Raw genomic sequence first — 26,699 nt, forward strand, 5'->3', positions numbered from 1 at the left:
AATTCCTAAAAAATTCAGCACCTTGGAAAAAATGAATAAAAACGGATTGGTTTTAGTGAGCTATGAATAATTCAGGTTCAGGTAAAGATTTCAGAACATTTATCGAAAAACCATCTCCCCTATAAACGAAAAACCGAATTTCCTCTCATTTTTTTCAGAGGAAATTCGGCTGTTTTTCATTTCAAATGCATAAAACGCGACACCATCATCGTTAAAAAAGCATATGCCCCAGCTTTTACTGTCTGCAGCTCCCTCGTATCACGATGGGGGTCTAAACATACGAAATCCATCCCGCGGACAAGATCGTATTTCCCCACTTCATACAACAAATCGAAAAGCTCATCTGTCCGCATTCCACCAGGCGTTGAGGCGGGAACTCCAGGTGCATACGCAATATCGAGCACATCCATATCGACCGTTACGTAGACGATATCCACTTTCGAAGCAAGTTCTGCCATTACTTCACGAATGACCGATTCTGCGCCGCGCCGACGAAAATCTTTTAATGTGATACGATTCAACCCGTAATGCTCGGCAGCTCGAATAAGGCTCGGGGCATTATAAAACCCGTGCAAGCCAATATTGTATACATCTTCACCGCGTACGACACCTGCATCGAGCAGCTGGCGAATCGGCGTACCATTTGTAGGACCATCCGTATCCGTCGCACGCAAATCAAGATGTGTATCGAATTGCAAAATCCCGATGCGCTTGCCCGAAGCCTTTGCAAATGCGCGGACAATCGGCGCTGTAATTGAATGATCCCCGCCAATTTGCACATAAAAACTGTTCGGGCAACCTTTCAATACATCCATCATTGCATGCTCAATATTTTCATGACACTGTAAAATATTTGTCCCATGCATTTTCACATCGCCTAAATCGGCAACACGGAGCGCTCGGAAATCAATACTTTCATCAATCGAATATGTTGTGAAGAAATTCCAGCTTTTCCGGAAAAAATCAGGATATTCAGAAGCTGCAGAAGCACTGATTGATGAGCGTGATAACGGCACACCTGTCAGCACAACATCAAACTCCCCCGAACATTCCCCATAGCTTGGCTCGATCCAATCCTTTACCTTCATATCCTCATGCACTGCACGATTCCAAGTAGTTGCCGGGCTTACTAAAAGCGCGCTCACAGCAAGCTGCCGCCTTTCACGACAATTTCACCCGCTTTAATAACCGTGTCTGTATGATTCATCCCATAAAAATATTGGAGCTGCTTATAATTCTGGACATCCAAAATCAGTACATCGGCCTGCTTCCCTTTTTCAAGCGTCCCGACTCTATCCGCACGATTAATCGCATGGGCGGCATTGATTGTCGTCGCACAGAGCACTTCTTCCATCGTCATTCCCATATTCATGCATGCCAGATTTTGTATGAATGGCAGGCTGATTGTTGGCGATGAACCCGGATTAAAGTCTGTGGAAATTGCTACTGGTACACCACTATCAACCATCAGTCGGCCTCTTGCATAAGGTGCGCGTAAAAAGAAGGCAGTTCCCGGCAGGAGCACAGCAATTGTACCTGCCTTAGCCATTGCTGCAATACCTTCATCAGATGCAACGAGTAAATGTTCCGCCGAAATAGCCCCGACCTCTGCAGCAAGCTCGGCCCCTTCATACGGCTCGATTTCGTCCGCGTGGATTTTCGGTGTGAGCCCGTAAGCTTTCCCTGCTTCTAAAATAAGCCGCGACTGGGCAGGCGTGAATACCCCCTTTTCGCAAAATACATCATTAAATTCAGCAATTCCCAGCTCTGCAACTTTCGGAATCATTTGCTCAATGACAATTTTGACGAACTCATCTTCCTTGCCTTTATATTCTTTCGGAACCGCATGTGCCCCCATAAATGTCGACACGATATCCACTTTATGCTCTTCCTGTAATTTTTTTACGACATGGAGCTGTTTCAATTCTGTTTCCAAATCCAAGCCATAGCCTGATTTCGCTTCGACTGTCGTAATTCCGTACCGTAAAAAGTTGTTCAAATGCTGATACGTTTTATTATACAGCTCATCAAAACTTGCCTCGCGTGTTTTTGTCGTCGTGTAATGAATCCCGCCGCCCGCATTCATAATATCCATATAGGATTTGCCGGCGAGGCGCATATTGAGCTCATGCTCGCGTGTACCGCCATGCACTAAATGCGTATGGCAATCGACTAAGCCTGGCATGACGATTTTGCCGCGTGCATCAATTACATCTGCACTATCTACTAAATGCGGAAACTCGCTTTTTATTTTTTCGAGCGGGGCGATCATCGCAATACGATCACCCTCAATTAACACGCTTACTTCCGTTTGTAAGCCTAGTTCACTCATTTGTCCACGGCGGCGAGGCAATTTCACATCGCTCGCCAATGTTAATACTTCATTTGCATTGTTAATTAAAATAGCCAAACTTCATCATCCTTTTAGCATCGGCATGTTAATACCTTTTTCTTTTGCTGTGCGAATTGCAATATCATAGCCCGCATCTGCGTGGCGTACGACTCCCATCCCCGGGTCCGAAATAAGCACGCGGTTAATTTTATCTGCTGCCAGCTGTGTCCCGTCCGCCACTAATACTTGGCCGGCATGTTGGGAATACCCCATTCCTACACCGCCGCCATGATGGATGCTGACCCAGCTCGCACCGCCGGCAGTATTCACTAATGCATTCAGCAGCGGCCAGTCCGATACAGCATCCGAGCCGTCCATCATGCCTTCTGTTTCACGGTTCGGTGATGCTACAGAACCTGAATCCAAATGGTCACGGCCGAATACGATCGGCGCTTTCAGTTCACCATTTGCAACCATTTCGTTTACTTTTAGAGCAAAACGGTGACGATCGCCATAGCCCAGCCAGCAAATACGTGCCGGCAAGCCTTGCCATTTCACCATTTTCTGCGCCATATCAATCCAATTCACCAATGCCGCATCTTCTGCGAACATTTCCTTTGCCAGCTGATCCGTTTTGTAAATATCCTCAGGGTCGCCTGAAAGTGCTGCCCAGCGGAATGGTCCTTTTCCTTCACAGAATAATGGACGAATATATGCAGGTACAAAGCCCGGGAAATCAAAAGCATTCTCAACACCCATTTCCTTTGCATATGCACGGATATTATTGCCGTAATCGAATGTTTCCGCACCGGCTTGCTGGAATTCAAGCATTGTGCGCACGTGCTCTGCCATCGTTTCCTTTGCACGGCGCTCATACGTTTTTACATCTGTTTTGCGTAGTTGAAGCGCTTCCTCCAATGTCATGCCATTTGGAACATAGCCGTTGATCGGGTCATGTGCCGATGTTTGGTCTGTCACGAAATCCGGAATCATGCCGAGATTCAATAGCTCGCGGTTTATGTCCGCACAGTTTCCTACTAAACCGATTGATGCAGGCTCGTTTGCGGCAGTTAATTTGTTCACTAGCTCCATCGCTTCCTCTACTGTTTCGACAAGATAATCACAATAGCCTTCCTTTATTTTGCGCTCAATTCTTGCACGGTCCACTTCGACAACCAGAATAACCGCGCCCGCCATTTTTCCGGCTAATGGCTGGGCACCACTCATGCCGCCCATACCACCAGTTAATATCCACTTACCACGAAGGTCGGCTGTTCCAAACTTCTTTTTCCCTGCTTCTACAAAACTTAAGTATGTTCCTTGCAGAATTCCCTGTGCGCCGATGTAAATCCACGAGCCAGCCGTCATTTGTCCATACATCATTAAATTGCGCTCTTCCAATTCATAGAAGTGATCCCAGTTCGCCCAGCCAGGCACTAGATTGGAGTTCGCAATTAAAACACGCGGTGCATTTTCATGAGTTTTAAATACCGCTACAGGTTTTCCTGACTGCACAATCATCGTTTCATCGTTTTCCAGCTCTTTTAATGTCGCTATCAGTTTATCAAAGCTCTCCCAATCACGTGCGGCTTTACCGATACCGCCGTATACAACCAATTCATCGGGGTTTTCCGCTACTTCCGGGTCTAAATTGTTCATCAGCATACGCATTGCCGCCTCTTGTGTCCACCCTTTACATGAAAGCTCCGAACCACGTGGTGCGCGTATATTTGTTTTGAATACCATAAAAAATCGCTCCTTTTGTTTTTACATATTGTTTAGAATAATAAAAATGCAATTGGCGTTACTAAAATCAGCGTTAACACAACTCGCTCAAACCAGATAATAATCATTTGACGAATTGTTAACGGAATGTCTGTCGATAAAATAACCGGGATAACGGCCGAGAAGAATAAAATAGCCGAAATCGAAACAACTGCCACGATAAATTTCGTTACAAGAACCGACTGTGTGACAATCATTGCCGGCAAGAACATTTCAGCAATCGATAATGACAACGCTTTAGCTGTAAGCATCGGATCCGGAATTTGCAATAAATACGTAAACGGCGCAAAAATGTATGCCAACCAGTCAAATAAAGGTGTATAAATTGCCAGTACCATGCCTAATAATCCGATTGATAAAATAGAAGGAATGACACCCATTGCCATAATAAAACCGTCTTTTAAATGAATGTACAAGTTTTTAGGCAAAGATGGGTTCAATTTTGTCGCTTCAACAGCTTCTGTCCAAGCAACTTTTAGACGATCCTTTTCTACTATTTTTTCCGGCTGAGGATTTGAACCTTCATAATACTCATCTTTAATCTTATTTAATGGATAAATCCGGGCTGTAATCGCTGTTACGACGAATGTCACAACTAATGACACCCAGAAAAATAAGTTCCAGTATTCCATTAAATCCAGTGTTTTCGCAACAACTACCATAAAGGTAGCCGACACTGTAGAGAAACCAGTAGCAATAATGGCTGATTCTCTAGCTGTATATTTCCCTTCTTTATACACACGGTTCGTCAATATTAAGCCAACTGAATAACTTCCTACAAATGATGCCACTGCATCAACCGCTGAACGACCAGGTGTTTTAAAAATCGGCTTCATAACCGGCTGCATGAACACCCCTATAAATTCAAGCAAGCCATAGCACACAAGCAATGCTAAAAAAATGGACCCTATCGGAATGACTAACCCCACAGGCTTAATCAATTTTTCCAATAAAAATGGACCAATATCCGGATTAAATAACCATGCAGGCCCAAAACCGAAAATAAGCATAACCCCAGCAACTAATCCCCCTAGTTTGAAAAACGATAACACCATATTTACCTTTGAAGTCTTCCACTTTTTCGTAACAAATGGATAAAATGCGCCAAGCACTAAAAGAATCAATACATATCCATTTACCATTGTTGGTGCATATGTTGTGAAAGCGCTTACGACATGATCAATTAAAATTGATGATTTTCCATTCCATTCAAATGTTATGAAAAAACTGAAAATCCCGATTAAACTGCAAACTGCCATTTTAATAAAAATGCTCATTTCAAACTGGCCTGTTTTTGGCAGTTCATGTTCTTGTTGATACTTTGTCATCCCACCACCCCTTTGTTATTTAAACTATAGATATCTTTCAATTTAGAATAAATAGAATAATAAACTGATTTATAGTAGAATTTTAATAAAATAAAATTAGTTTGAACTATTTTTAGTGTTTTTATAAGATATAGAATTTTTTAAGGTGTGATGTTATTGAAAATTTTAATTGTTGAGCGAGATCGTGAAGAAGTGAAAGGGATTGAATGGTATTTAAGAAATTATTTTATGAGTGATATTGAAGTAATTGGAATGATGGATAGCAGTAAATTGCCGGAAGTTTTTTTTGATATACAGCCACAAGTGCTGCTCATTGAAATGGAATTGGTTTCTTCTTCTGTCGAGCAATTTTTGCATAAGCAGTCCATTCCAATTATCGGTGTCACAGCAGAGCCCATTTTCCAGCAAGCGATGAAGGCAATCCGCTTGAAGGCGATTGATTTATTTGTAAAGCCGATTCCATTAGAGCAGCTGAAATCGGCCCTTTTACAAATCCCTCCACCGAAACAAGCAGCTATTATGAGTAGCTCTCTTCCAATCGAAACACAATTATATTCGGATTTGTATTTAAATAAGCCAGAAACTTTCTCATTAAAAGGAAGAGCATTCTTTTTAATTGAATGTGCCAACTACCAGCATAATTTAACCCTGTATGAATGGCTCATTGATCTGCCTATTTTCCACAGCCTTATTGCCCTCCCCTTGCAAAACCGCGTCATTTGCATTGTCGAGATGGATGATTTTGCACAGCTCGTAAAGCAACTCAGAATTATGAGTAAGGAATGGGAGAAATTTAGTGATGAGGCACTGAATATCGCAGTTTATGACGGCGAGGAAACGACGCTTCTAACGATGTACCAAGCATGCAAAAAAACTTTGGCACAACGTTTTTATAAAGGTTATTCCCATATTTTCAAAAGCTCGCAAACGCTCCATGTGACGAGGCTCGACCCTCTGCTGACACCCGAAGAGCAGCAACTATGGATTACCAGTCTTGAAAACGGAGACTTGAAAGCGATTAAAGATTTTTTATATGCGCTTACACATGCTTCCACATATTATCGGCAAGATGATGTCCGTATTCATTTGACGAGCATTTTAGCCCAAATCCGCCGGTTTATGATGAAGTATCATCTGCAGCAGCAGGCTAAAATTGAAGAGCCGTACCGGGCATTGTTTCACTTTATTTTGGAGCATCCTATTTTATATGCGATTATTCACGAATTTATTTTGTTTACACAGCTTCTAATGGAAGCAGTAAAAAATATACAGCAGCAAAGCATTGCGGATTATGTTGAATTGGCTGTTGAAATGATTGAACACGACTATAAAAATCCTGAACTCACATTACAGCTTGCAGCAAATGAATTAAATATAAGCGCCAATTATTTAAGCAATATATTTTCGAAAAAACGCGGAATTCCGTTTCGGAAGTTTTTGCAGCAGCACCGGGTACAGCAAGCCGAAAAATTATTAATGGAGACGAATATGGGGATTGCAGCAGTTGCAGAGATGGTCGGCTTCACGGACAGCAATTACTTCACGAAGGTGTTCCGTGAATACTATCATTTAACGCCCTACCGCTATCGTTTGCAGATGAGGAACATGCCTCGGGATGGCGAGGAAGTCTGAAGAAGTACATTACAGGAGGGGCTTGGTGCCGCCTTGACACGAAAAACGGGGGAATTTGTACAACTAGTATTCAATTTTTACGAAGAAAGTACATCCATTCATTTTGTTTGTTGATTCTGGAGAAGTATAAGGAGAGATGAAGTGTATGAAACATAGAAAAATGATTTTTTTACTGTTTACCATTTTTATTCTTTCATTTTTTATCAGGTTATATATTAATTATGAAGCGTTCCAAGACACCCAATGGAGAGATGCCTTATTCTTTTCATTTTGGACGACGATAGGTCTATTAATCCTATATATTATTCAGATCACTGTAGATAAATATAGTAGTAAATAGACATTATTGGAAAACCACGGCTACAAGATAGGGTATAGGAAACAGGCTGAGGCAAAACAAATGGATTTCCATTGCGGGAGGCTTTGTATCGGCAAGGCGGATCACAAATCACTAATTCAATTTAGGGGAAGTAAAATAAGCGGAAAAATTCCGGTTATTTGCGGAATCGGACTCATTTCGGGGAAAATAAGGGGAATTTTTCCGCTTAAGGGGAGAAAAATTCCTTATTTCCATGTTTTTTAAGTCAATAGGCGGAAATTTTCCGTCTATTTAGGCTGTTTTCTATTTTATTTTCTAAATAGGCGGAATTTCTCCGTCTATTCCTCAGATGGGGCGCTTAACTTGAACTCTCAACCGATAATAGCGGCCATTCTTTATCTTAAGTGCGGATATTCAGTATTTTTTACCTTCTTCTAACCATCCTCGGCATTTTAGGATACGGCTGCTGCTTTTCGACCAAGTAATAACTAAATAAAGGCGCACTTCTTGATGAAATGCACCAAATTGTTATTTGAATAAAAAGCCTGTTAATGAAGGTTGAATCACTGAATAAACAATATCGACTCTCAATGCTTCATTCTGTATCCCTAGGAACTGCTTTCTTCAGAATTTCAATTATCTAATCCAAAAATCTCACGCTACTTTATTGAAACAACTTCAGCTTTCGCACAATCCCTAACCCAATCCGCTAAAACGGAAACAGCAACGGCACCGCAATCATCATCACAATAAACATAATCACCTGTAACGGCACCCCGACTTTTACGAAATCCATAAATTTATAGCCGCCAGCTGTTAATACAAGCGAGTTAGTCGGTGATGCGATCGGTGTCGCAAATGCCATGCTCGCGGCGGTCGCCACACCAATCATGAAAGTATACGGGTTTGCATCCATCGCTAAAGCTGCTGCAATCGCAATTGGCGAAAACAGTACTGCCGTTGCCGTATTACTGACAAATTGCCCAAAGACAACCGTCAATAAATAAATCCCCATCAGCACACCATAAGGACCGAAATCTCCAAGCAGATTAATGATTCCTTCTGCCAAGATGGACATACCGCCTGTTTTTTCGAGTGCGGTCGCCATCGGAAGCATTGCAGCTACAAGGACGATACTTTCAAAATTCATCTTGCTATAAGCATCATCCATATTTCGCAGGCAGCCTGTAATCATCATGAGTACCGCACCGATTAAGACAGCAATAACGGCATCAAACACTTCAAATACCATAAGCCCTATCATAAACAGCATAATTATTCCTGCAATCGGCGCCTTGCCGTTTGCCGCCGCTGCACCTGCATGCTCACGAGGCTGCCCTACGACAACAACATCCTGCGTTTCGCGGGATAATAGTTCAATTTCATCCCATGTTCCCTGTACTAAAATTGCATCCCCGAAACGCAGCTTTTGCTCAGCCATATTTTTTAATAAGTAATCGCCTTTTCGGTTAATGCCTAAAATATTTAAATTGTATTTTTCACGGAAGCCGATTTTACTGACAGACTCACCGATTAAACGGGACTGGGGCGTCAGCAAAACTTCCGCAACTCCGATTTTTTTAGAAACGAGCTCTTCTGCATTATCTTCAAACGGCTGGATCGTTAATGCAAAATCATGGGCAAAACGTGCCACATCGTTTACAAACCCCTGAACATACAGCTCGTCGCCAGCATGAATCACACTCGCAGGACCCGCCAATTCCTGGTAAGTCATCGGACGTAAATTAATGCCTTCCTGTATGGCACCTCGTTTTATTTTCATAATGTAAATATGGTATGTGGCAGGCAACTTCAAATCGACCAGTTTTTTCTCGATGATTGTTGACTGATCACTTACAACAACGCGGAATAATTTGTCCTGGAGGTCATATTCCTTGGCGATTTTCTTTGGGGACAATTTATAGCCCGCACTCGACTGTGAACGGTTTTCCTCATTTGGCAACAATACATTGCGCACCAAAACTAAATAAATAATGACGGTAATCGTCGCAATGATGCCTATTGGCGTAATTGTAAAAAAGCCCAGCTTCTCAAAGCCGTGGTCTACAAGTGTTTGCGAAGCGATTAAGTTTGTCGGAGAAGCGATCAATGTCATGAGTCCCGACATGCTCGCAATATACGAGAGCGGCATTAAAAACTTCGACGGGCCCACCTTTATGCTGAGCGCAATCGAAACAACAATCGGCAGCATTAATGCGACCGTCCCTGTATTACTCATAAACGCACCAACGACCGCAACAATGACGAGCAATAAAATAAAGAGACGGAGCTCATTGTCCCCTGACCATTTCAATAAAAGATTCCCCGCCATCCCAGCTAGCCCTGTCCGCAAAATACCTGCCCCTACAACAAAAAGGCCCGCAATCATAATGACAACAGAATTTGAAAATCCAGCAAGCGCTTCCGCTGGCGTTAAAATATCTAGAATGACAAATGATAATAGCGCCATAATCGCGACAAGATCCGCACGTATACGGTTTGTCGTAAATAAAAGAATCGTAACTGCCAAAATGATAAATGTTAACGTGAGTTGCATAAAAAATTCCTTTCCGCTACGTACTGTCTCCTATTATATAGGAAACTACTGAGGAACTCCTCCCAAATTACGGGCGAAATGAAAAATTGCGGTTAATGACAAAATATAAGGCTCAATATTTTCCATCCTACTGCCAAAAAGATATAATTGCCTTATTATGATTGAAAAATATTATTATAATATATAATTAGTATTTCAATATAAAGATTCCTTAAAAAGAATTATTATAATGTAGTAGCAATTCTGATGTAGATTTGCTATAGTATTTATGAAGAGTTTTTTAAAACCAATTTAGGGGGAACTACATATGACAAATGAACGTTTAACAACAATTACTGGTGCTCCGGTTGTATCAAACGATGATGTGCAAACAGCTGGTCGCCGTGGTCCAATTTTATTGCAAGACGTATTCCTAATTGAGAAATTGGCGAATTTCAACCGTGAAGTTATTCCTGAGCGTCGTATGCACGCAAAAGGTTCTGGTGCATTCGGTACTTTTACTGTAACGCATGATATTACAAAATATACAAAAGCAAAAATCTTCTCGGAAGTTGGCAAGAAAACAGAAATGTTCGCACGTTTCTCAACTGTAGCCGGTGAACGCGGTGCGGCAGATGCTGAGCGCGATATTCGCGGCTTCGCATTAAAATTCTATACTGAAGAAGGCAACTGGGATATGGTCGGTAACAACACGCCTGTATTCTTCTTCCGTGATCCTTTACACTTCCCGGACTTAAACCACGTTGTAAAGCGGGATCCAAAAACGAACATGCACAACGGCAACTCAAACTGGGATTTCTGGACATCACTACCGGAAGCGTTGCACCAAGTAACAATCGTAATGTCTGACCGTGGTATTCCGACAGGCTACCGCAATATGCATGGTTTCGGTTCGCATACTTACTCAATGATCAACGAAGCCGGCGAACGTGTATATGTGAAATTCCACTTCCGTACACAGCAAGGAATCAAAAACTTGACAGGTGCAGAAGCTGCTGAAATTATCGGTAAAGACCGTGAATCTTCTCAGCGCGACCTATTCGAATCAATCGAAAAAGGTGATTTCCCGAAATGGAAAATGTACATTCAAGTGATGACAGAAGAGCAAGCTCGCAACTCTAAAGACAATCCATTCGATTTAACAAAAGTTTGGTACAAATCCGAGTATCCATTAATCGAAGTTGGCGAGTTCGAACTAAACCGTAACTCGGAAAACTACTTCGCTGATGTAGAGCAAGCTGCATTCGCTCCATCAAACGTTGTACCTGGTATTTCATTCTCGCCAGACCGCATGCTGCAAGCTCGTTTATTCGCTTACCAAGATGCGACTCGTTACCGATTAGGCGTTAACCACCACCAAATTCCGGTAAACACACCAAAATGCCCATTCATGGTATACCACCGTGATGGTCAAGGCCGTGCTGACGGAAACCGCGGTTCTGCAATAACGTATTATCCAAACAGCTATGGCGCATTACAGGGTCAATCACAATACAAAGATCCTGCACTAGCTCTTGATGGTCCTGCTGACATCTACGACTTCCGTGAAGATGACAACAACTACTTTGAGCAGCCAGGCAAATTGTTCCGTCTTCAAACACCGGAACAGCAACAGCGTTTATGCGAAACAACTGCCGCTGAAATGGATGGGGTGGAAGAGTTCATCAAGCGCCGCCATATTCTACACTGCTACTTAGCAGATCCAGCATACGGTGAAGGTGTAGCTAAGGCAATGGGTCTTTCATTAGAAGGTATGGATCTTTCAAACCCATACGTTAAATAATTTTACCAATGCATTTGTATAGTAATTTATGAATTTAGCTTCTTGCTCAGACAGTTGAATTTACAAGCTTTTAATTGTTATAGTGCTTACTAGAATACGAAAGCGTTATTGATATCCAAACTATAATCGCTTACAGCCGCAAGTATCTGAGGGGATACTTGCGGTTTTTTTGTCTATTGGGCCCCCTTTTCAGCAAATTTGTGTATGATGGGAAAGGGATAATATTTTTTTGGAGGGATAGTTTTGCAAGCGAAACAATTAAAACGGCAGCAAATGTTAGCTGCTGCAAGGCATTTATTTACCGAATACGGCTTTGAACGAACGACAATGCAGAAAATTGCGGATGAGGCATCTGTAGGCGTCGCTACATTATTCCGCTATTTTCCACGCAAGGAGCTTCTTATTATCGAAATTATTAAAAACGTGATAGAAGAAATGGTTCCTCACTTTGATGATATTAACAGCTCTTCCTCTAGTGGCTATGAAAAAATCGAAGCGATTATTGATGCATATATTCAATATGTTTATACGGCTAAACGCGATGCCGTGACATTGCTGGAGTCATTTGAATATTATATTACTTATAATCCAGTCGAAGAAGATTTACTGAATGAAATCAATCAATCCTATACGAAGATTGGGCGGGTAATGAACCAGGCATTGGAACAAGGTGTTGAAGACGGCTCTATTTCCGAAGAAAACGCGAAGAATATGACCGTTATGACAATGATGAATCTTTTCGGTATAGCTATAAAAAAATATGCGTTTTTAAGCTTATTGCCAAATTCAATCGTTCCTGTCCCTTCAAAAAAAGGATTGGAAGAAGTAAAACAGCTTATCTTATCATATTTAAAACGAGGAGGTACCTTTTAAGGCGCCTCCTCATTTGTATTGTTATTGATTAATTTCGATGACCTTTGCGACAATCGCATCCGTTAAATCCTGTGCTGTTTGCGGCACGAACTTCACTAAAATTTGATTGATCATCGGTCCCATCATGCCGCCCGCTGTAATATCCAAATTGCCGGACATAATCGTTTCGTTTTCATTGACCGCTTCTGCTTTGAAATAGCCCCCGCCTTTGAAGTTGTCAGAGATTCCCGTTAAATCGAAAATAACTCCTGAAGGCTCGTTCCACTCTGTAATATCGATTTTGAGCTTTACAGTTTTCTTCATGAAACCTAGATCACCTTTAAATGCCCATGTAGATTCGCGATCATTAATAATCTCATGTTCGATGTATCCTGGTACAAGTGGTGCCCAATTATTCATATCTTGTACGAACTTCCAGATTGTCTGAATATTTAAAGGCACTGTTACTGAATGTGTTCCTGCTGGCATATTAAGTCACCTCTTAGTTTGATTTTGCTGCATGTTCCCCTGCTAAATAACCGAATACCATACCTGTTCCGATTGTTCCGCCGGCACTTGGATAAATTGGGCCAATTGGGTTTGCTGATGCATTCCCCGCTGCGTATAAGCCTTTAATTGGCTGTCCTGCAAAGTTCACTACTTGTCCATTTTCGTCGATTTTTGGTCCGCCGTTTGTGCCGAGTGCACCTAAATAGATTGGCAATGCATAAAATGGCCCTTTTTCGATTTTGCCTAAATTCGCTTCCGGGCTTGCCCCGCCGCCTGTCAAGTTTTCAAATTGTGTTGTGCCGCGGCGGAAATCCGGATCCTTTTTATCTTCACAGTAGCGGTTCCACTTCGCTACCTCATCTTCCAAATTATCTGCATTCACACCGATTTTTCCAGCTAACTCACGGATAGTTGGCGCTTGGTCTACCCATTCCGGAGCTGGATCACCAGGAGTCATCGTAATGATCAATTGGCTATCCTTCAATTGCTGGTCAAAAATCATCCATACTGGTGCTTCATTCGGGAATTCAAATTCGACCGCATCAAAATTGAAGAATGCGCGAGGCATATCATTATAAGTCGTTCCTTCATTCGTGAAACGGCGTCCATGCTTGTTTACAACGATAGAGTTCGGACCGTTACGACCGCCGCCAAGCTGTGCCATTACATGATCCTCGTATTCAAATGTCGGATCAACCATCGCCGGATACCACCATGCTTCACTCATATTATCTAACGCCGCGCCCGCTTTCATCGCCATCATAAGCGCATCCCCTTCATTTCCTGGAGGAGAAACCGGGTGCGTAATATCCATTTTTAAAAACGCCTTTGTCAATTGTTTATTCCATTCAAAGCCGCCAGATGCCAAAATAACGCCCTTATTTGCTTTGAAGTACTTCTTCTCGCCATCAGATGTTTCCGCAATAACACCGATGATTTCTCTATCATCGCCTAATACTAGCTCTTTGCCCGCTGTATGAAGCAATGTTTCCACTCCGCGGTCTAAACAGCCTTTAAACAATGAGGCAATTAATGAACGACCCATTGTCACAATATTATTTTGCATACGCTCCGCAATCATTTGGAAGTCAATTCCGCCTACTGCGCCGCCTTCATTTAATGTTAATGGCGGGAAAATTGGGTTTTGGCGTAAACTCATGCCCCATTCACCGATTTCATCTAAGCTAAACGGTGCTGGATCTAATGAGCGAGTGCCATTTTTCAATGCTTCCGGCAAGTTTTTATAGTATTCTGGATAACCTTGTGGCGTTGTGAAACGTAAAGGTGTTTTATCATGCAATGCTTTAAATACTTCATGGCCTTTATCAACAAAGCGCTCAATCATTTTATCTTCTGCACGCCCTAAAGCTAAACGCTTAATAAAGTTGATCGCATCTTCACGATTGTCTTCATAACCTGCTTCTTTCATATAATGATTCATCGGTACCCAAGGAACCCCGCCCGAATAAGCTGTCGTTCCACCGATTTGGTGCGTTTTTTCCAATACTAAAACAGAGGCTCCGTTGTCCGCTGCTGCTACTGCTGCCGATAAAGCAGCTCCTCCTGAACCTAGAACGATCACATCAACTTCTTTTTCCCATTGAATGTTTGTCATTTTGTATTCGCTCCCTCCGCAAAAATGATAGCGTCACTATCAACTTAATTATGTTGCACATTCCATAATATTTCAACATAAAGTAGCGAATTTTATACACTTTACAATAAATTAATACATTTGAATTAACCATAAGTTTTAAAAGCATAAATTTTTATAATTTTTTTAAAATATAAGCAAAAAAATATCACAAAAATCCATGAAAAGGATATTCCCTTTCATAGATGCTATTAAACAAATAAAATGGTTGATATATAAATTACGATTGTTACTGTTATACAGCTAATAATTGTAGAAAAGAGAACGGTCTGGGCCGCCGATGCGGATTCGATGTCATATTCAAGTGCTAAACTTGAGCTATTGCGTGAAGTTGGAAAACCGCTTGCGATAAATAGCGATTGGGCCACGACCCCATCCAAGCCTAAAGCAAAAATTAAAATGAGCGCTGTTGCCGGTCCTATAATCAGCCTTGTAAAGCAGCTGACAAAAACCGTCTTATTGAACATCGTCCGCATTTCTATAGTGGAAAGCTGTGCCCCTAACGTAATAAGCGCAACCGCGATAAAGCCATCTGCAATATGATCAAGCGGGATGCTGAATGTATCCGGGATCGGGATGTTAAAGTAGTTCAATGCCGCCCCGATAATAAGCGCATGCAAAATCGGCATTTTTAAAAAGTCCTTTACAATCCCCATGCCGGATTTTGTAGAAGAGATTAAATTATATAGCCCGTATGTATATGTCGTTACATTTTGAAAGATTAAAAGAATGACTTGAATCGCCACTCCGATAGGCTGTGCCGCAAAAATCATTTGGGCAACAGGGATGCCGTAGTTCCCGGAATTTATCAAAACGACACTATTTTTAAAAATAGCCGATTCTTTTTTATCGAGCTTCAACAGCTTTGCGAACAGCTGGCCAAGCAGCATTTGCGAGCCGATAAATAAAATGATGAAAAAGGTAATTTGGCCGAGTACACTCATTTCAATAGAAGTTTCATAAATATTAATGAAAACCGCTGCCGGCATGAAGCAATATGTAATGAGATGCGATAATGCTTTAAGATTGAATTGAAATTTGCGTTGTAGAACTGCGCCGATGATCAGTAACACTAAAATCGGTGCTACGATTTTGAAGAAAATCATTGATAAGTAGTCCATGCGAGCACTCCTTTTGTGTTTATTCGCTTTAGTTTTTTATTATAGCGTATTTTGGTGAATAAAATCATGGAACTGTCGGAATCTTTCGCTTTCTTGCCGAATTTACCGATGTTGGCTGATGAAGAATTTATTGGCTAAAAGAACGGGGGACAGTTAAAATCGAATGGAGTTTGACTAAAAAACATATTATCATCACCAAAAAGCGCCTACAATTTTACGTTGAAAATCGTAGGCACTTGATTAATTATAAATAATTGATTGCGATTAACGCGTCGTAAAATAACTTCGCAAATTCACCGCGCGATAATGATTGTGTCGGATTAAACGAACCTGTCCCATCGACAACGCCGAACAACTCCAAAATGGCGATGCTTTGACGCGCTTCAAATGATAAATCCGCAATATCACGGTAGTTTGACTGTAATTCATTGTACACTTTCGACAGGTCCTGGTTTAAATAGCGGTACATATTCGCAATAATAATCGCCGCTTCCTGCTTTGTCATTGTACTAGTTGCATTGAAGCGCGAAGATGTAGCGCCGCTCATAATGCCCGCCTCCAATAAGCCTTGCGCACGCTGCAACTGCTGCCCATTTTCTATATCCAAATAGGCTGATTTTGCATTGCTGGATATATCGAGCGCCGAAGCTATCATCGTCGCTACATCAAGCTTGTTCACTTGCTTATAGCTTTGGCTGAGACGCCCTGCCCCTGTCGTGCTAAATGTTATTCCACGCTTTGCCAGCTCGCGGATTGCCTCGCCCTGTGCATTGCCTGGTATATCCGTGTACAATACATTGCTCGTCGCTGCTTTAAATGTGCCGCTTGTCGTTGTCCGAATAATAAAATTCGAGCCATCGACTTTAAAGGATGCAGGCGATGAGCCAAGTGATGTAACACGCTCAATAATTTGAGAGGCATTCGCATTGAATGAACTGATTGGAACATGAATTTCCACTGTGCTTGAGAAGGCTTTTGCGTTATTGCCTTCTGTAAATTGTATGTTAAGCTGCTGATTCTCCATATTTACAGACACCCCGACTGTCGCTGTGGATGCTTGGATTTCAGATCTCGGAATAATAATCTCAATATTTCCGGCTTTCAAGCGCATATTACGATCCGCTATATTGCTCACTTGGGCAGCTGTAATTTGTGTTGTATAGCGTCCGTTTTGATAGGTCATCGTTTCATATTGTGACCATGTAGCTGTCTTTGGAATGGTTTCAGCCACTGAACCTGGCGACTGTGCACTCGTTGAATCGTCCGGGATGTAGAGCGGGTCGTATGTCGGCTTTTCAACCGCTATCGCTCCTGGTTTCACCGCATTGACATATTCCGGATAATACGTAAATACAAGCTCCAAATATTGCGGGTCATTCCACATCGTTTCAAGACGGACAAGCTTTTCCAATGTAGTGACATGCCTTTTCGCTTCCGCTGACAACTTATTGTACAGCGAACGCGCCTTGGCAATTTCCTGCATGGACGAATTACGGTTAATAGTGTTCATGTGCAGATCGAATGCATTTGCATCAAGCTTAGCCTGTTTGACAACTGTATTTTGATAAATAATATAATTTTCGGCATCGACTAAAATATGCAAGTTTGTCACGAAAGTTTTCGCAAGCTCGCTTAACGCATTGTACGCCATACGAATACTTTTGATTTGAGCTTCTGTATATTTTGTTTTATCAATGCGATTAATGCGATCCATCACCGTTTTCGCTTCTTTTTCGGCTTGTTCTGTTTGGGTTGCCAGCAATGACTCGAAATACTCAAGATTTTGCAATACACGTTCATTTACTAGCTTTTTCGCTTCTTCAGTCAATGCTTCATACGCATCGCGGGCCGCCTTGATCTCTGCCGGTGTCGACTCATTGTTCAGAACTTGAATCATTTCCATTACTTTTTCAGCGGCAGTTCGATTTGCCAATTCCGTCTCTAGACCATCCAAAGCCTCTAAAAGCAGCTCCAGCTTGCCATAATTATTAACTCGTTGCTGCTGGTCTTGGGAAAGGTTATTATAGGCCTCCTGAACTTTCTCAATTTCTTCTCTTGATGAGTTTGCATTTAATGCCTCGATTGCTTTGTTGACGTCTTCAATCGCTTTTTCGTATGCTTCAACCTCAGCCTTTACCTTAGCCCATATTGTTAATAAATGGTCTCTGTTCGTAACATTAGCCTGTAAAGCTCGATCTAACAATTCATATTGCTCTTTAACTTTAATAATATCTGCCAGCTCTGACTGTTCGCTTAATGTGGCAATATCAGCAATTAATTTATCGACTATGGATTGGTTCGTTTCATTTTGCAATCGCTGCTCTTGAGCATTCAAAATTTGCTCTTCCACAGTGAAGAATTTTTTCAGCGCATTGTCCAGTGCATTATAGCGCACTCTTAAATCCGCTATTGCTGTAGCTGATGAGTCGTCAGTTAAATCATTCATCTCAGCTTTCAAAGCTTTTGCCCCATCAACCTTTTCTGCTAAGCTTTTCAACAATGCATAGTTTTCCTTTGCTTTGGCAGACAGCAAGTCCAGCACGCGCTCCTCTCCTCCAAGAGTTAGGTCGCTTTCAATTTCTATAATAGCCGTATCCGCTGTAGATAGCGTCGATGTAATCCCATCCAATGCAGTCAAGCTTGCAAGTGTAAATTGTGATAGTAGCAAATCCAATTCCTGTAATTTCACATTGCTTGTCAATGTATCGATACGTTGCAGAATTTTATCCAGCAAACCCTTCTCAGCCGTTAGTTCGGCTACTTGGGCTGGCTTCAATTTGCCATATTGCTGCTGTGCTGCCTTCATCTTTGCAATCAGCTCAGCCGTCAAGCTAATCGTGTCAACATTCGCCGCTGTAATAATAGACATCGTTTCTTTAAATGCTGCTACCTCTTGCTTCAACGTATTATATAACGCTAACTTTTGGGTTACGGCAGATGCCTGCGAGCTAATCAGTTTCTTTTGACTTGCTACAAAATCATTTTGCCTCAATACTAGCGAATCCATTAACGTAAAGAAGTCGGCTGAATTTTCATCGATGATTTTCACTTCATTCATAAAGTTTTCCGCCACTTTGCGCAATTGTGCGGCTGTTTGGCGATAACCATCGAATTCTAATTTGTTTTTAAACACTTCGCGAATCGATGGCAGTAAACTATCGTATTCTTTCAGCAGGTTTTCAATGAACGGAATAAAATCCTCATACTGGTTAAACAGATTTTTGTCTTGTTCATTTGCTATGTCTTGAATCCTGTTATCCAACTCTTCACTCAGCTTTTTTGCTGCGTTAATCTTATCAACGGCCGCTTTCAGAATGGAGTAGTTATAAATAGCGCTCTGATTTCCATATGCATTGGCAGACTTATATGCACTTTCTACATCGTTAACATAATTATCATTCAACGGGTCCAATGCATTTATTTTATCAATAATTTCTTTTAATTTTACTTCCGTGCCCAGCCCCGCTTCAAATTCCAATAGCTTATTGTAAGCTGCCGGCGTAACGTATTTTTTTTGTTCCTCCGTTAAAGCCATATACAATATACGCGCTTTTTTAACATCCTCTTTAAATGTTGATTTGTTTTTATCGATGGCCTCGATCGCATCGACTACTTTTCCGGCTAATTCAATATCCAATGCTACTAAACTGTTTAAAGGCAGAAAATCTTCATCTCCACCTTTAATTTTATAAATTAGAGATGCGCCGCTTAATGCAATCGACTCAATTTGCTCTTTCACTAAAAGAGTCGGTTCTTCATTGCCGTTTAAATTATAGCGGTATAAATATTTGCCTCGACTGTCATTAATGAAGTACAAATATTCGCCAACAACTGTCGCCGTGTCTCCCGATGTTTGCTTATAGTACACCATTCTTCCTGTACCAGTTGAAGCATTGGCTTTAGATATAGGCAGCTTTGAACTAGCTAACGTATTCAAAGCTAATTTATAAATTTCGCCATTTGATTCCGTGTCCGCATAATAGATTGCATCACTGGATTGGGCCAGATTATCAGCTGTTTTAAAATAATTATAGTTCGTACTTGTGATGGCACTATTATGTGCGGTTGTGCTAATAATACGTCGTTCATTTTCTGTGTATGTTAAAAAATATCGGTAATTAATCGTTTGATTCCCTTTTTCGGCTGGGTCATTTCCTGCCGCGTCCAAATGGTACCATTCATTGCCGATTTTAACGATATTCCATGAACGATATTCGCCATTTGCAATGCCGTACACATATTCTACCGGAAAAGCCGGATCCATTTTTTTCAGCAATACATATGTCCAAAATGCATATGAATGCGAAGAGCCTCCACTGCTGAATATAGTGCTGAAGCTATGATTATTTGCCGAATAATGGGCATTTTTTATGATGTAGTCATGTACTGCTTTTACCCGCTGAATCGGTTCCGTCCCAAGGCTAGTAACGGTATGGTCATTTTTTGCATTTTCCAAATCTGCCTTCGTTCCAAAATAACTTACCGAAAACTCCAGCTTAACAAATGATACTTTCCCGTCTGCCAATGTTTCCGTTGCTTTTACACGCATATTGTTGAACATTCCGTAAAGCTCTGTAGTATCAAAGGCTGTTGCCGTGTCTGCCGAAGCTGGTGTTACATTATCCTGCTTATTTAAATTTCTTTTAATATCGCTAAGCGTTCCCTCGATTATCTCTTTATAGTTCCCTGCATCTGTCCCTGAATATGTAATGGTGAAGCCCTTCGTAAAGTTGGCTAATTCAAAATGGATTTGGGCTTCCAAATCTCCCTTTGCAGCTAATGCTACACTTCTTGTGCTTTGCTCGTTTGTAAACGTCGTGTTTCCAATAAAATCATTTTTTATTTCAAAAGTTGCAGTTTTTGTCGCTTCATTGTCAGCCGCAAACGCCCCGTCCGCAAAAATTACACTCGCCGGGATTGCTGCTAATGCCGCCAGCATTTTCTTCGATTGGTGCATGTATGACACTTCCCCTTCTCACTTCTATTTATATACAAAAATACATTACTTTTTATATCGGTCCATATACCATATTTTAGAACATAAATAGGGATTCGACTATAAAAAAAGAAGGAGGCGCCAAAACAGGGGGGGCAAATTCCAGATTAGTAAACTCTCTCTATAGATTTGCATGAGCAGTACGGACATGCTACAGTCAAATTAATCCAATTTTAAAAGAAGGAGGCACTTTTATGAAACGCTTCTGTATGACGCTTATTTGTATGATTGTTGTGCTGTCTTGTTTTACCTTTGCATCCAAAACAGAGGCAGCTAAGCAGATTTTTAAAGATGTGCCGACAGATCATTATGCGTATGATGCGATTAAATGGGCATATGATTTTAATATTATCAATGGCTATGCAAACGGTACTTTCCGCCCAAACCAGCCTGTCACAGAGCAGCAGTTCGCGCAAATTCTGGTGAGCTATTTTGATTTGGAGCCTGTTACAGAGGAACTGAAAAAATTCACGCCGAACGAAATCCCGTCCGATTCGAATTACAACACACTTGCGGCATATCGCGTGCCTTTGAACGGCTATTTCCAGAATAATATCCGGGGAGCCGCAGTAAAGCGAGGGACTGTTGCACAGGCGATTGCTTATGTCATGGATGGGCAAACGACTTTAAATAGCGCCATCCAATTTTTGCTGAATCATGATATTTCAAACGGGCAAAATCCGAAATACGAGCAAACAAACTTGCAGCGCTTTTTCGGCGCGTCCAATAATTTAACGCGTTCTCAGCTCGTGTCGTTATTTTATAAAATGCAAAGTAAAAGCTTCTTCTACCGTTCAGATATAGCGGAAGAAAGCTATGCCGATACGAATCCGCTTTATCAGCGTGCCAACTCCGCGCGTAATATGCTCGATGCCTCATTGCGGAAAGGGTCAAACTGGACGCCTGCCGCAGACAAAAAACCAAGCAAAACTTGGGATGGCGAGTATACGTACTTTTACAATTACGGAAAAGGTGATCTTGATTCGAAAGGCCGTGTGCTAACGATTTCCAATAGCACAAAAACCGGCTTTCATGTGACGTATTATACGTACGACGGCTGGGCATCGGGAACAATAGAAGGTTCGGTGGCATTCACATCCGATACAAAAGCGCGCATGTCAAAAACAGCGGATGGCGATCGATGTGTTATTGAATTCGAACGGCTTAATAATAAAACTATTAAAACAGTTGAGTTTTATTGTGATGCCGGCCGTGACCAAGGAACGACCTATAATGGAACATTGACATTGGAGTAAAAAGAAAAGGTTCTTGCTAATATGCGGCAGGAACCTTTTCTATTCTGTACTATTTCAATATCAACAAGCTTCATTCCGTAGTTTGCCATTTAATAAGGAACTTAGAAATCCGAATGAATATATCCCGTAAAATATTTATAAAAAATTTTGAAACTAATTTGCAAAAAATCCGTCTGTACGATAATTCCAACATAAAGAGAGGGTTTTAAATATGAAAAAACTAGTTGTAACGGTAGCACTGTTGCTCATTTCTATTATCGGATTTGGCAGCTTTACTTCAGCGGCGTCTCAACAGACGTACAAAAATCTCACATATGAAATCTTCATCGCTAATAATGGGAAAAAGGAGGTGCGAATCCTTGGCTCCTCTGCACCGAAAAACTTAGTCATCCCAGAAACAATTGCGGGCTATCCTGTTACGGAAATTGCCAATATGGCATTTGCGATCGATATAGAATGGTTTAATTTTGATAACCCGAATTATGAAGAGAAAATCGTCCATGCTGTTAGTTTTCCGAAAACGTTAAAACGTATTGGTGATGGCGCATTTGCATACAACAGAATTCAAAACGTGACATTGCCTAATGGACTTGAAGAGATCGGGGCAGAAGCTTTTTTAGGTAATGCCATTTCATCTTTAACTGTTCCGGATTCAGTCACAACAATCGGCGCATCGATCGTTAACGCCCCTTATGACAGTAGTAAAATGGAGTTGACATTACCAGACCATTTACAAAGCAATCATGATCATCAATATGAAAATTTATATTACGCAATTTTCGAACATAACGGCCAAAAGGAAATTAAAATTACGGGCTTTGATGAAAACGCAGCAAATACATCGTTCAATATACCAGCAGCGATTAACGGCATTCCCGTTACAGAAATTGCGCCATTTGCTTTTACAACACAGCATTCAATGATTAAGTCGGAAAACGAAGCAATCAATAAAATTCCGTTTACTGTTACACTGCCAAATACAATTCGCGTTATCGGCCCATATGCATTTGCAGGGATCAATTACGATAAAAATAAGCCGCTTCAATTACCAGCTCACCTAGAAGTAATCGGCAACAATGCTTTTAGCAATAGCGAAGGCGTATTCGGCGGTAAAACACTTGTCTTACCCGAAAATCTGAAAATAATCGGCAATGAAGCATTCAGCATCAATAAAATAGCAGGTGTAGCAATCCCTGATTCTGTCACGAAGCTTGGCCGCAAAGCATTTTACTTAAACCGCCTATCCCAGGTGAAGATAGGCAAGGGCATTAAAGATATTCCATCATTTGCGTTTGCCAGCAATGCCATTGTAAACCTAACTTTGCCGAATTCACTGCAAACAATCGGGGAATCTGCATTCCAAGTCAATAAGCTGCCGCGTTTAACATTGCCGAACAGCGTTATGCATGTGGGAGGTAATGCTTTTTCCAGCAATGCCTTAACTTCGGTTACCTTGCCAAATCTATTAAAAACAATCTCGCCCTATGCTTTTGCATACAACAATATTACGGCAATTACAATTCCAGACTCTGTCGAAACAATTGAAAACTCTGCATTTAAAATGAATAAACTAACAGCGGTAAAATTCCCGGCAACAGTGAAAACAATCGGAGAGGAAGCATTTGCCAACAGCGAATTGACATCGCTGACACTTCCGGCAAACATCGAAAGCATCCAGTACGGAGCATTTAACGACAATAAATTGACATCTGTTACAATCCCGTCAAAGCTGACGAAAATCGAAAGCTTCGTGTTTGCGGATAATAAGTTAACAAAAGTGACGATTCCAAAAAACATAAAAATAATCGAACAATATGCATTCGTCAACAATGCTTTAAACTCCGTGTCATTAAAATACGGTTTAACATCAATCGGCCAGCACGCATTTGATACAAATAAATTAACCGCTATCGCCATTCCTGACAGTGTGACAGCGATGGGACCTTATGTATTTGCTAATAACAAATTACAATCTGTCCAACTCTCTAAAAATATAAAAGTATTAAAAGAAGGCGCGTTTGCGAACAATGTTCTAAAATCGGTTACCCTTCCTTCTGGCGTGACAACAATCAGCGGCGGTGCCTTTTTCAACAACAGACTGACACAGCTTACATTGCCTGCAACTGTCCAATCAGTGGAATTTAGTTCAGTACTGATGAATCCACTTAAAACAATCACATTAAAAGGAAAGAAAACAACCATCATCAAATCCGCCAATATTAACAAAGCGTCTGCTAAATATGATTTCGGCGTCAATACAAAACCGCTGAACAATCTTTATACAACGAGTAAGTATACGAAAGCTTTCGCAAAATGGAATAAGCCGCAAACAAAATCTGTTACGCTTTATGTGAGATGGAAGTAATTTCGGGTAATTAGTTATCGTCCAAAACAAAAACAGCTGCCTTTGAAGCACATGCTTTCCAGGCAGCTGTTTTTTCAATTTTAAGCATAGTGTTTACGGAGCGTTTGATTGTCGGCACTAAAAGTTGTATACATTTGAGGGCTGTTTTCTTCTTTAAACGTGACGGATTACTTTAAAGCACCATTCCTTGTCCTGCCACTGACGCACAATCAATCCGCGCTGTTCTGCAAGTAGTGCTAGCCCGACAATTTCAGAAACCGTAAATACAAAATACTTTGCGAATCGTGCTCCATAAAGCGCCACCCCTAACTGCTTCGCTGTATGATGCCCTTCACGGATTTTCGTTACGAGTTTCTGCAGCTTATATTCAATTTTGCTTAAGCTCTTTTCCATCACTTCATCCAAATTTCGGAAAATCGCTCCGTGCCCAGCAAAGACATATTGAACGGGATATGCTTTTATTTTTCCGATAGAGTGTATATATTGGGTTACCGGATTTGTCAATTTTCCTAAGTCATCATGGTCGATTAAAGCATTCGTCATTCCTGTGCCCAATAAAAAGTCGCCCGCAAATAACCAGCCTACCTCTTCATCAAACAAACAAATCGAATCAGGCGAATGACCAGGAGCAGTCACTGCACGCAAGCCCTCTATTTGTTGCCCTTCCTCTATTGGAATAATGGTCGGATGCAGCATTACCTGCTCTTTATTGCGAAGGGTGTTTTCCATTTTAGCCATCCGTTCATGAGAAAATTCCGTTACCCCATATTGCTCATACAACTCATAGTAAAAGGCAAGCTTCTGCCGCAAATAATCATCTTCACATTTTAGGCGGGGGATGGCGATTTCACTGGCATATACAGGAATTGGGTGCCCCCTCGTAATTTGATTCACTACCCCGATATGATCGTTATGAAAATGCGTTAGTATGATGCGGGTAATTTGAGTAATTTCAATATTATATTCTTTTAATTTCCGGTAGAAAAACTGCTCAAATTCTTCATTTTCAATGCCCGCGTCAATTAATGTATAGTCATTTCCATTTTGATATACATAACAGTTAATGCTTCCCAATCCATTATAATCAGAAGGGAAAATAATCGGGTAAACGGCTTTGTCGCCTATCTTTAAAATGGCATCCATTCTTCCACCTGCTCCCGCTGTCTTATAATTTGATGCACGGAAAAGGCTTGTCTCGAAATCAATTCCAGGCAGCCCCAGTGCAACTATTATACGAAATGCGTCAATATTTTTCTTTATTTAATAATGTATCTTTATAATATCTTAATATGCGAATATCAAACAGTGAAAAAAGGTTTGCCTCCTTACACAAGCATTTCGATTTCACTTTCGCGGGTAAGTTCAGCTTAATATAAACTTTGTACTAAAAAGCATCCTACATGGCTGCTTATATTAACATAAGCATTCACAGTAAGGAATATAGAATTCTCTTGTAAAAGAAAAAGCGCATTTCTTGGTTCAAAAGTGCGCAAGTTTGTTGAATGATTTCAACTGCAGATTACTTATGATCCTGTTCGCTTTGACGTTCTAAATTTGAATTTAATTTTTTTGGATAATAAAAATTAGTGATACCCGTCAGCCTCTCTACTTTTTAGATACAAATTCTGATCCTTAATCAAGTAACAATCTAAATCAAGTAAATAAAAGAAAATAAAGAAATACACTTGACTAATCGTAAGAAATAAGCGGAGTTTTTCCGTTTATTCATCAGATTGACAGCTAAACTTTGGATAATATATTAATAATCACCGTAAGAACAGAGGCTCTTAGGCGCCTATCAAACTTCGGGGGGACAAAAACCCAAGTCTATGTGGTATGGCCCGAATTGCTTACATCGTGTGAGAAGCAAATGTTGGAGGACTCAACGCAAAAGCAAAAGCCCCAACACTTTTTTCACGAAGGAACCTAGTTTGCACGATTTGCCTGAAAGGGGACAATTGTCTACGACGTCAAATCCTATAATTTCTTTAATAAGAACAAAAACGCTAAAGCGCCCGTTCAACTCCGCCAGACATTGAAGGACCCGACGCAAAAGTAAACGGTCTACCACTTTTGCATAGGGTACTGAAAATCTGTCTTCTTTATTGAGGACTTCCATCTCAATTAACAGGTTTTCTACTGGCACAACAATCGGACTCGTTTCTTCAGGAATTATGTCTGTTTATTTTATACGCTAGCTGAATATCCC

The 26,699-nt window shown here is 41.1% G+C and carries 15 protein-coding genes; 5 read left to right on the forward strand and 10 right to left on the reverse strand.

The window, feature by feature from the left end; genetic code table 11:
• Window positions 1-176: 176 nt before the first annotated feature.
• Genes ACTHOQ_RS16895 through ACTHOQ_RS16910 form a run of 4 tightly spaced genes read right to left on the reverse strand, consistent with a single transcriptional unit; the run spans window position 177 to window position 5,445 of the window.
• On the reverse strand, window positions 177-1,145 hold the full coding sequence (locus ACTHOQ_RS16895; RefSeq protein WP_440497312.1) for an agmatinase family protein: 969 nt from the start codon (window positions 1,143-1,145) through the stop codon (window positions 177-179).
• A complete protein-coding gene (gene hutI / locus ACTHOQ_RS16900) occupies window positions 1,142-2,410 on the reverse strand; it encodes an imidazolonepropionase (RefSeq protein ID WP_440497313.1) in 1,269 nt (422 codons plus the stop codon). The genes ACTHOQ_RS16895 and hutI overlap by 4 nt, the downstream gene beginning before the upstream one ends.
• A 6-nt stretch (window positions 2,411-2,416) precedes the next feature.
• On the reverse strand, window positions 2,417-4,078 hold the full coding sequence (hutU, locus tag ACTHOQ_RS16905; protein WP_440497314.1) for a urocanate hydratase: 1,662 nt from the start codon (window positions 4,076-4,078) through the stop codon (window positions 2,417-2,419).
• A gap of 32 nt (window positions 4,079-4,110) precedes the next feature.
• Entirely contained in the window at window positions 4,111-5,445 is a 1,335-nt protein-coding gene (locus ACTHOQ_RS16910; RefSeq protein WP_440497315.1) for a YjiH family protein, read from the reverse strand.
• 156 nt (window positions 5,446-5,601) lie between these two features.
• Between ACTHOQ_RS16910 and ACTHOQ_RS16915 the strand changes: the two genes are divergently transcribed.
• The gene (locus tag ACTHOQ_RS16915; protein ID WP_440497316.1) at window positions 5,602-7,077 is read left to right on the forward strand and encodes a helix-turn-helix domain-containing protein; all 1,476 of its coding nucleotides are present in this window, start codon (window positions 5,602-5,604) and stop codon (window positions 7,075-7,077) included.
• Between the two features lie 1,028 nt (window positions 7,078-8,105).
• On the opposite strand, the gene ACTHOQ_RS16920 is transcribed toward ACTHOQ_RS16915, so the two are convergent.
• The gene (locus tag ACTHOQ_RS16920) at window positions 8,106-9,953 is read right to left on the reverse strand and encodes an SLC13 family permease (protein WP_440497317.1); all 1,848 of its coding nucleotides are present in this window, start codon (window positions 9,951-9,953) and stop codon (window positions 8,106-8,108) included.
• A 307-nt stretch (window positions 9,954-10,260) separates the two neighbouring features.
• On the opposite strand from ACTHOQ_RS16920, the gene ACTHOQ_RS16925 reads away from it, so the two are divergent.
• Together ACTHOQ_RS16925 and ACTHOQ_RS16930 are read left to right on the forward strand one after the other, a co-directional pair.
• Window positions 10,261-11,736: a catalase gene (locus tag ACTHOQ_RS16925; protein WP_440497318.1), complete on the forward strand. Its 1,476-nt coding sequence runs from the start codon at window positions 10,261-10,263 to the stop codon at window positions 11,734-11,736.
• A gap of 243 nt (window positions 11,737-11,979) precedes the next feature.
• The gene (locus ACTHOQ_RS16930) at window positions 11,980-12,609 is read left to right on the forward strand and encodes a TetR/AcrR family transcriptional regulator (RefSeq protein WP_440497319.1); all 630 of its coding nucleotides are present in this window, start codon (window positions 11,980-11,982) and stop codon (window positions 12,607-12,609) included.
• 21 nt (window positions 12,610-12,630) lie between these two features.
• On the opposite strand, the gene ACTHOQ_RS16935 is transcribed toward ACTHOQ_RS16930, so the two are convergent.
• The 4 genes from ACTHOQ_RS16935 to ACTHOQ_RS16950 form a co-directional block, all read right to left on the reverse strand.
• Window positions 12,631-13,077, reverse strand: coding sequence for an SRPBCC family protein (locus ACTHOQ_RS16935; RefSeq protein WP_440497320.1), 447 nt, complete (start codon window positions 13,075-13,077; stop codon window positions 12,631-12,633).
• 13 nt (window positions 13,078-13,090) lie between these two features.
• Window positions 13,091-14,713, reverse strand: coding sequence for an FAD-dependent oxidoreductase (locus ACTHOQ_RS16940; protein WP_440497321.1), 1,623 nt, complete (start codon window positions 14,711-14,713; stop codon window positions 13,091-13,093).
• A 230-nt stretch (window positions 14,714-14,943) separates the two neighbouring features.
• Window positions 14,944-15,873, reverse strand: coding sequence for an AEC family transporter (locus ACTHOQ_RS16945; RefSeq protein WP_440497322.1), 930 nt, complete (start codon window positions 15,871-15,873; stop codon window positions 14,944-14,946).
• A gap of 244 nt (window positions 15,874-16,117) precedes the next feature.
• A complete protein-coding gene (locus ACTHOQ_RS16950) occupies window positions 16,118-20,830 on the reverse strand; it encodes a hypothetical protein (RefSeq protein WP_440497323.1) in 4,713 nt (1,570 codons plus the stop codon).
• Window positions 20,831-21,063: 233 nt separating this feature from the next.
• Between ACTHOQ_RS16950 and ACTHOQ_RS16955 the strand changes: the two genes are divergently transcribed.
• Together ACTHOQ_RS16955 and ACTHOQ_RS16960 are read left to right on the forward strand one after the other, a co-directional pair.
• Window positions 21,064-22,125 (forward strand): S-layer homology domain-containing protein, encoded by a 1,062-nt coding sequence (locus ACTHOQ_RS16955; protein WP_440497324.1) that lies wholly within the window; start codon window positions 21,064-21,066, stop codon window positions 22,123-22,125.
• Window positions 22,126-22,336: 211 nt separating this feature from the next.
• A complete protein-coding gene (locus ACTHOQ_RS16960) occupies window positions 22,337-24,490 on the forward strand; it encodes a leucine-rich repeat domain-containing protein (RefSeq protein WP_440497325.1) in 2,154 nt (717 codons plus the stop codon).
• A gap of 153 nt (window positions 24,491-24,643) precedes the next feature.
• Here ACTHOQ_RS16960 and ACTHOQ_RS16965 read toward each other — a convergent pair whose 3' ends face one another.
• The gene (locus ACTHOQ_RS16965) at window positions 24,644-25,633 is read right to left on the reverse strand and encodes an MBL fold metallo-hydrolase (RefSeq protein WP_440497326.1); all 990 of its coding nucleotides are present in this window, start codon (window positions 25,631-25,633) and stop codon (window positions 24,644-24,646) included.
• Window positions 25,634-26,699 lie beyond the last annotated feature (1,066 nt).

It is taken from the genome of Solibacillus silvestris (assembly GCF_051967575.1).
Taxonomy (GTDB): domain Bacteria; phylum Bacillota; class Bacilli; order Bacillales_A; family Planococcaceae; genus Solibacillus; species Solibacillus silvestris_B.

Coding starts and splice junctions, on each gene's coding strand:
- hutU (WP_440497314.1), bottom strand. CDS start 4,078: ATGGTATTCAAAACAAATATACGCGCACCACGTGGTTCGGAGCTTTCA.
- ACTHOQ_RS16910 (WP_440497315.1), bottom strand. CDS start 5,445: ATGACAAAGTATCAACAAGAACATGAACTGCCAAAAACAGGCCAGTTT.
- ACTHOQ_RS16920 (WP_440497317.1), bottom strand. CDS start 9,953: ATGCAACTCACGTTAACATTTATCATTTTGGCAGTTACGATTCTTTTA.
- ACTHOQ_RS16925 (WP_440497318.1), top strand. CDS start 10,261: ATGACAAATGAACGTTTAACAACAATTACTGGTGCTCCGGTTGTATCA.
- ACTHOQ_RS16935 (WP_440497320.1), bottom strand. CDS start 13,077: ATGCCAGCAGGAACACATTCAGTAACAGTGCCTTTAAATATTCAGACA.
- ACTHOQ_RS16940 (WP_440497321.1), bottom strand. CDS start 14,713: ATGACAAACATTCAATGGGAAAAAGAAGTTGATGTGATCGTTCTAGGT.
- ACTHOQ_RS16945 (WP_440497322.1), bottom strand. CDS start 15,873: ATGGACTACTTATCAATGATTTTCTTCAAAATCGTAGCACCGATTTTA.
- ACTHOQ_RS16950 (WP_440497323.1), bottom strand. CDS start 20,830: ATGCACCAATCGAAGAAAATGCTGGCGGCATTAGCAGCAATCCCGGCG.
- ACTHOQ_RS16955 (WP_440497324.1), top strand. CDS start 21,064: ATGAAACGCTTCTGTATGACGCTTATTTGTATGATTGTTGTGCTGTCT.
- ACTHOQ_RS16960 (WP_440497325.1), top strand. CDS start 22,337: ATGAAAAAACTAGTTGTAACGGTAGCACTGTTGCTCATTTCTATTATC.
- ACTHOQ_RS16965 (WP_440497326.1), bottom strand. CDS start 25,633: ATGGATGCCATTTTAAAGATAGGCGACAAAGCCGTTTACCCGATTATT.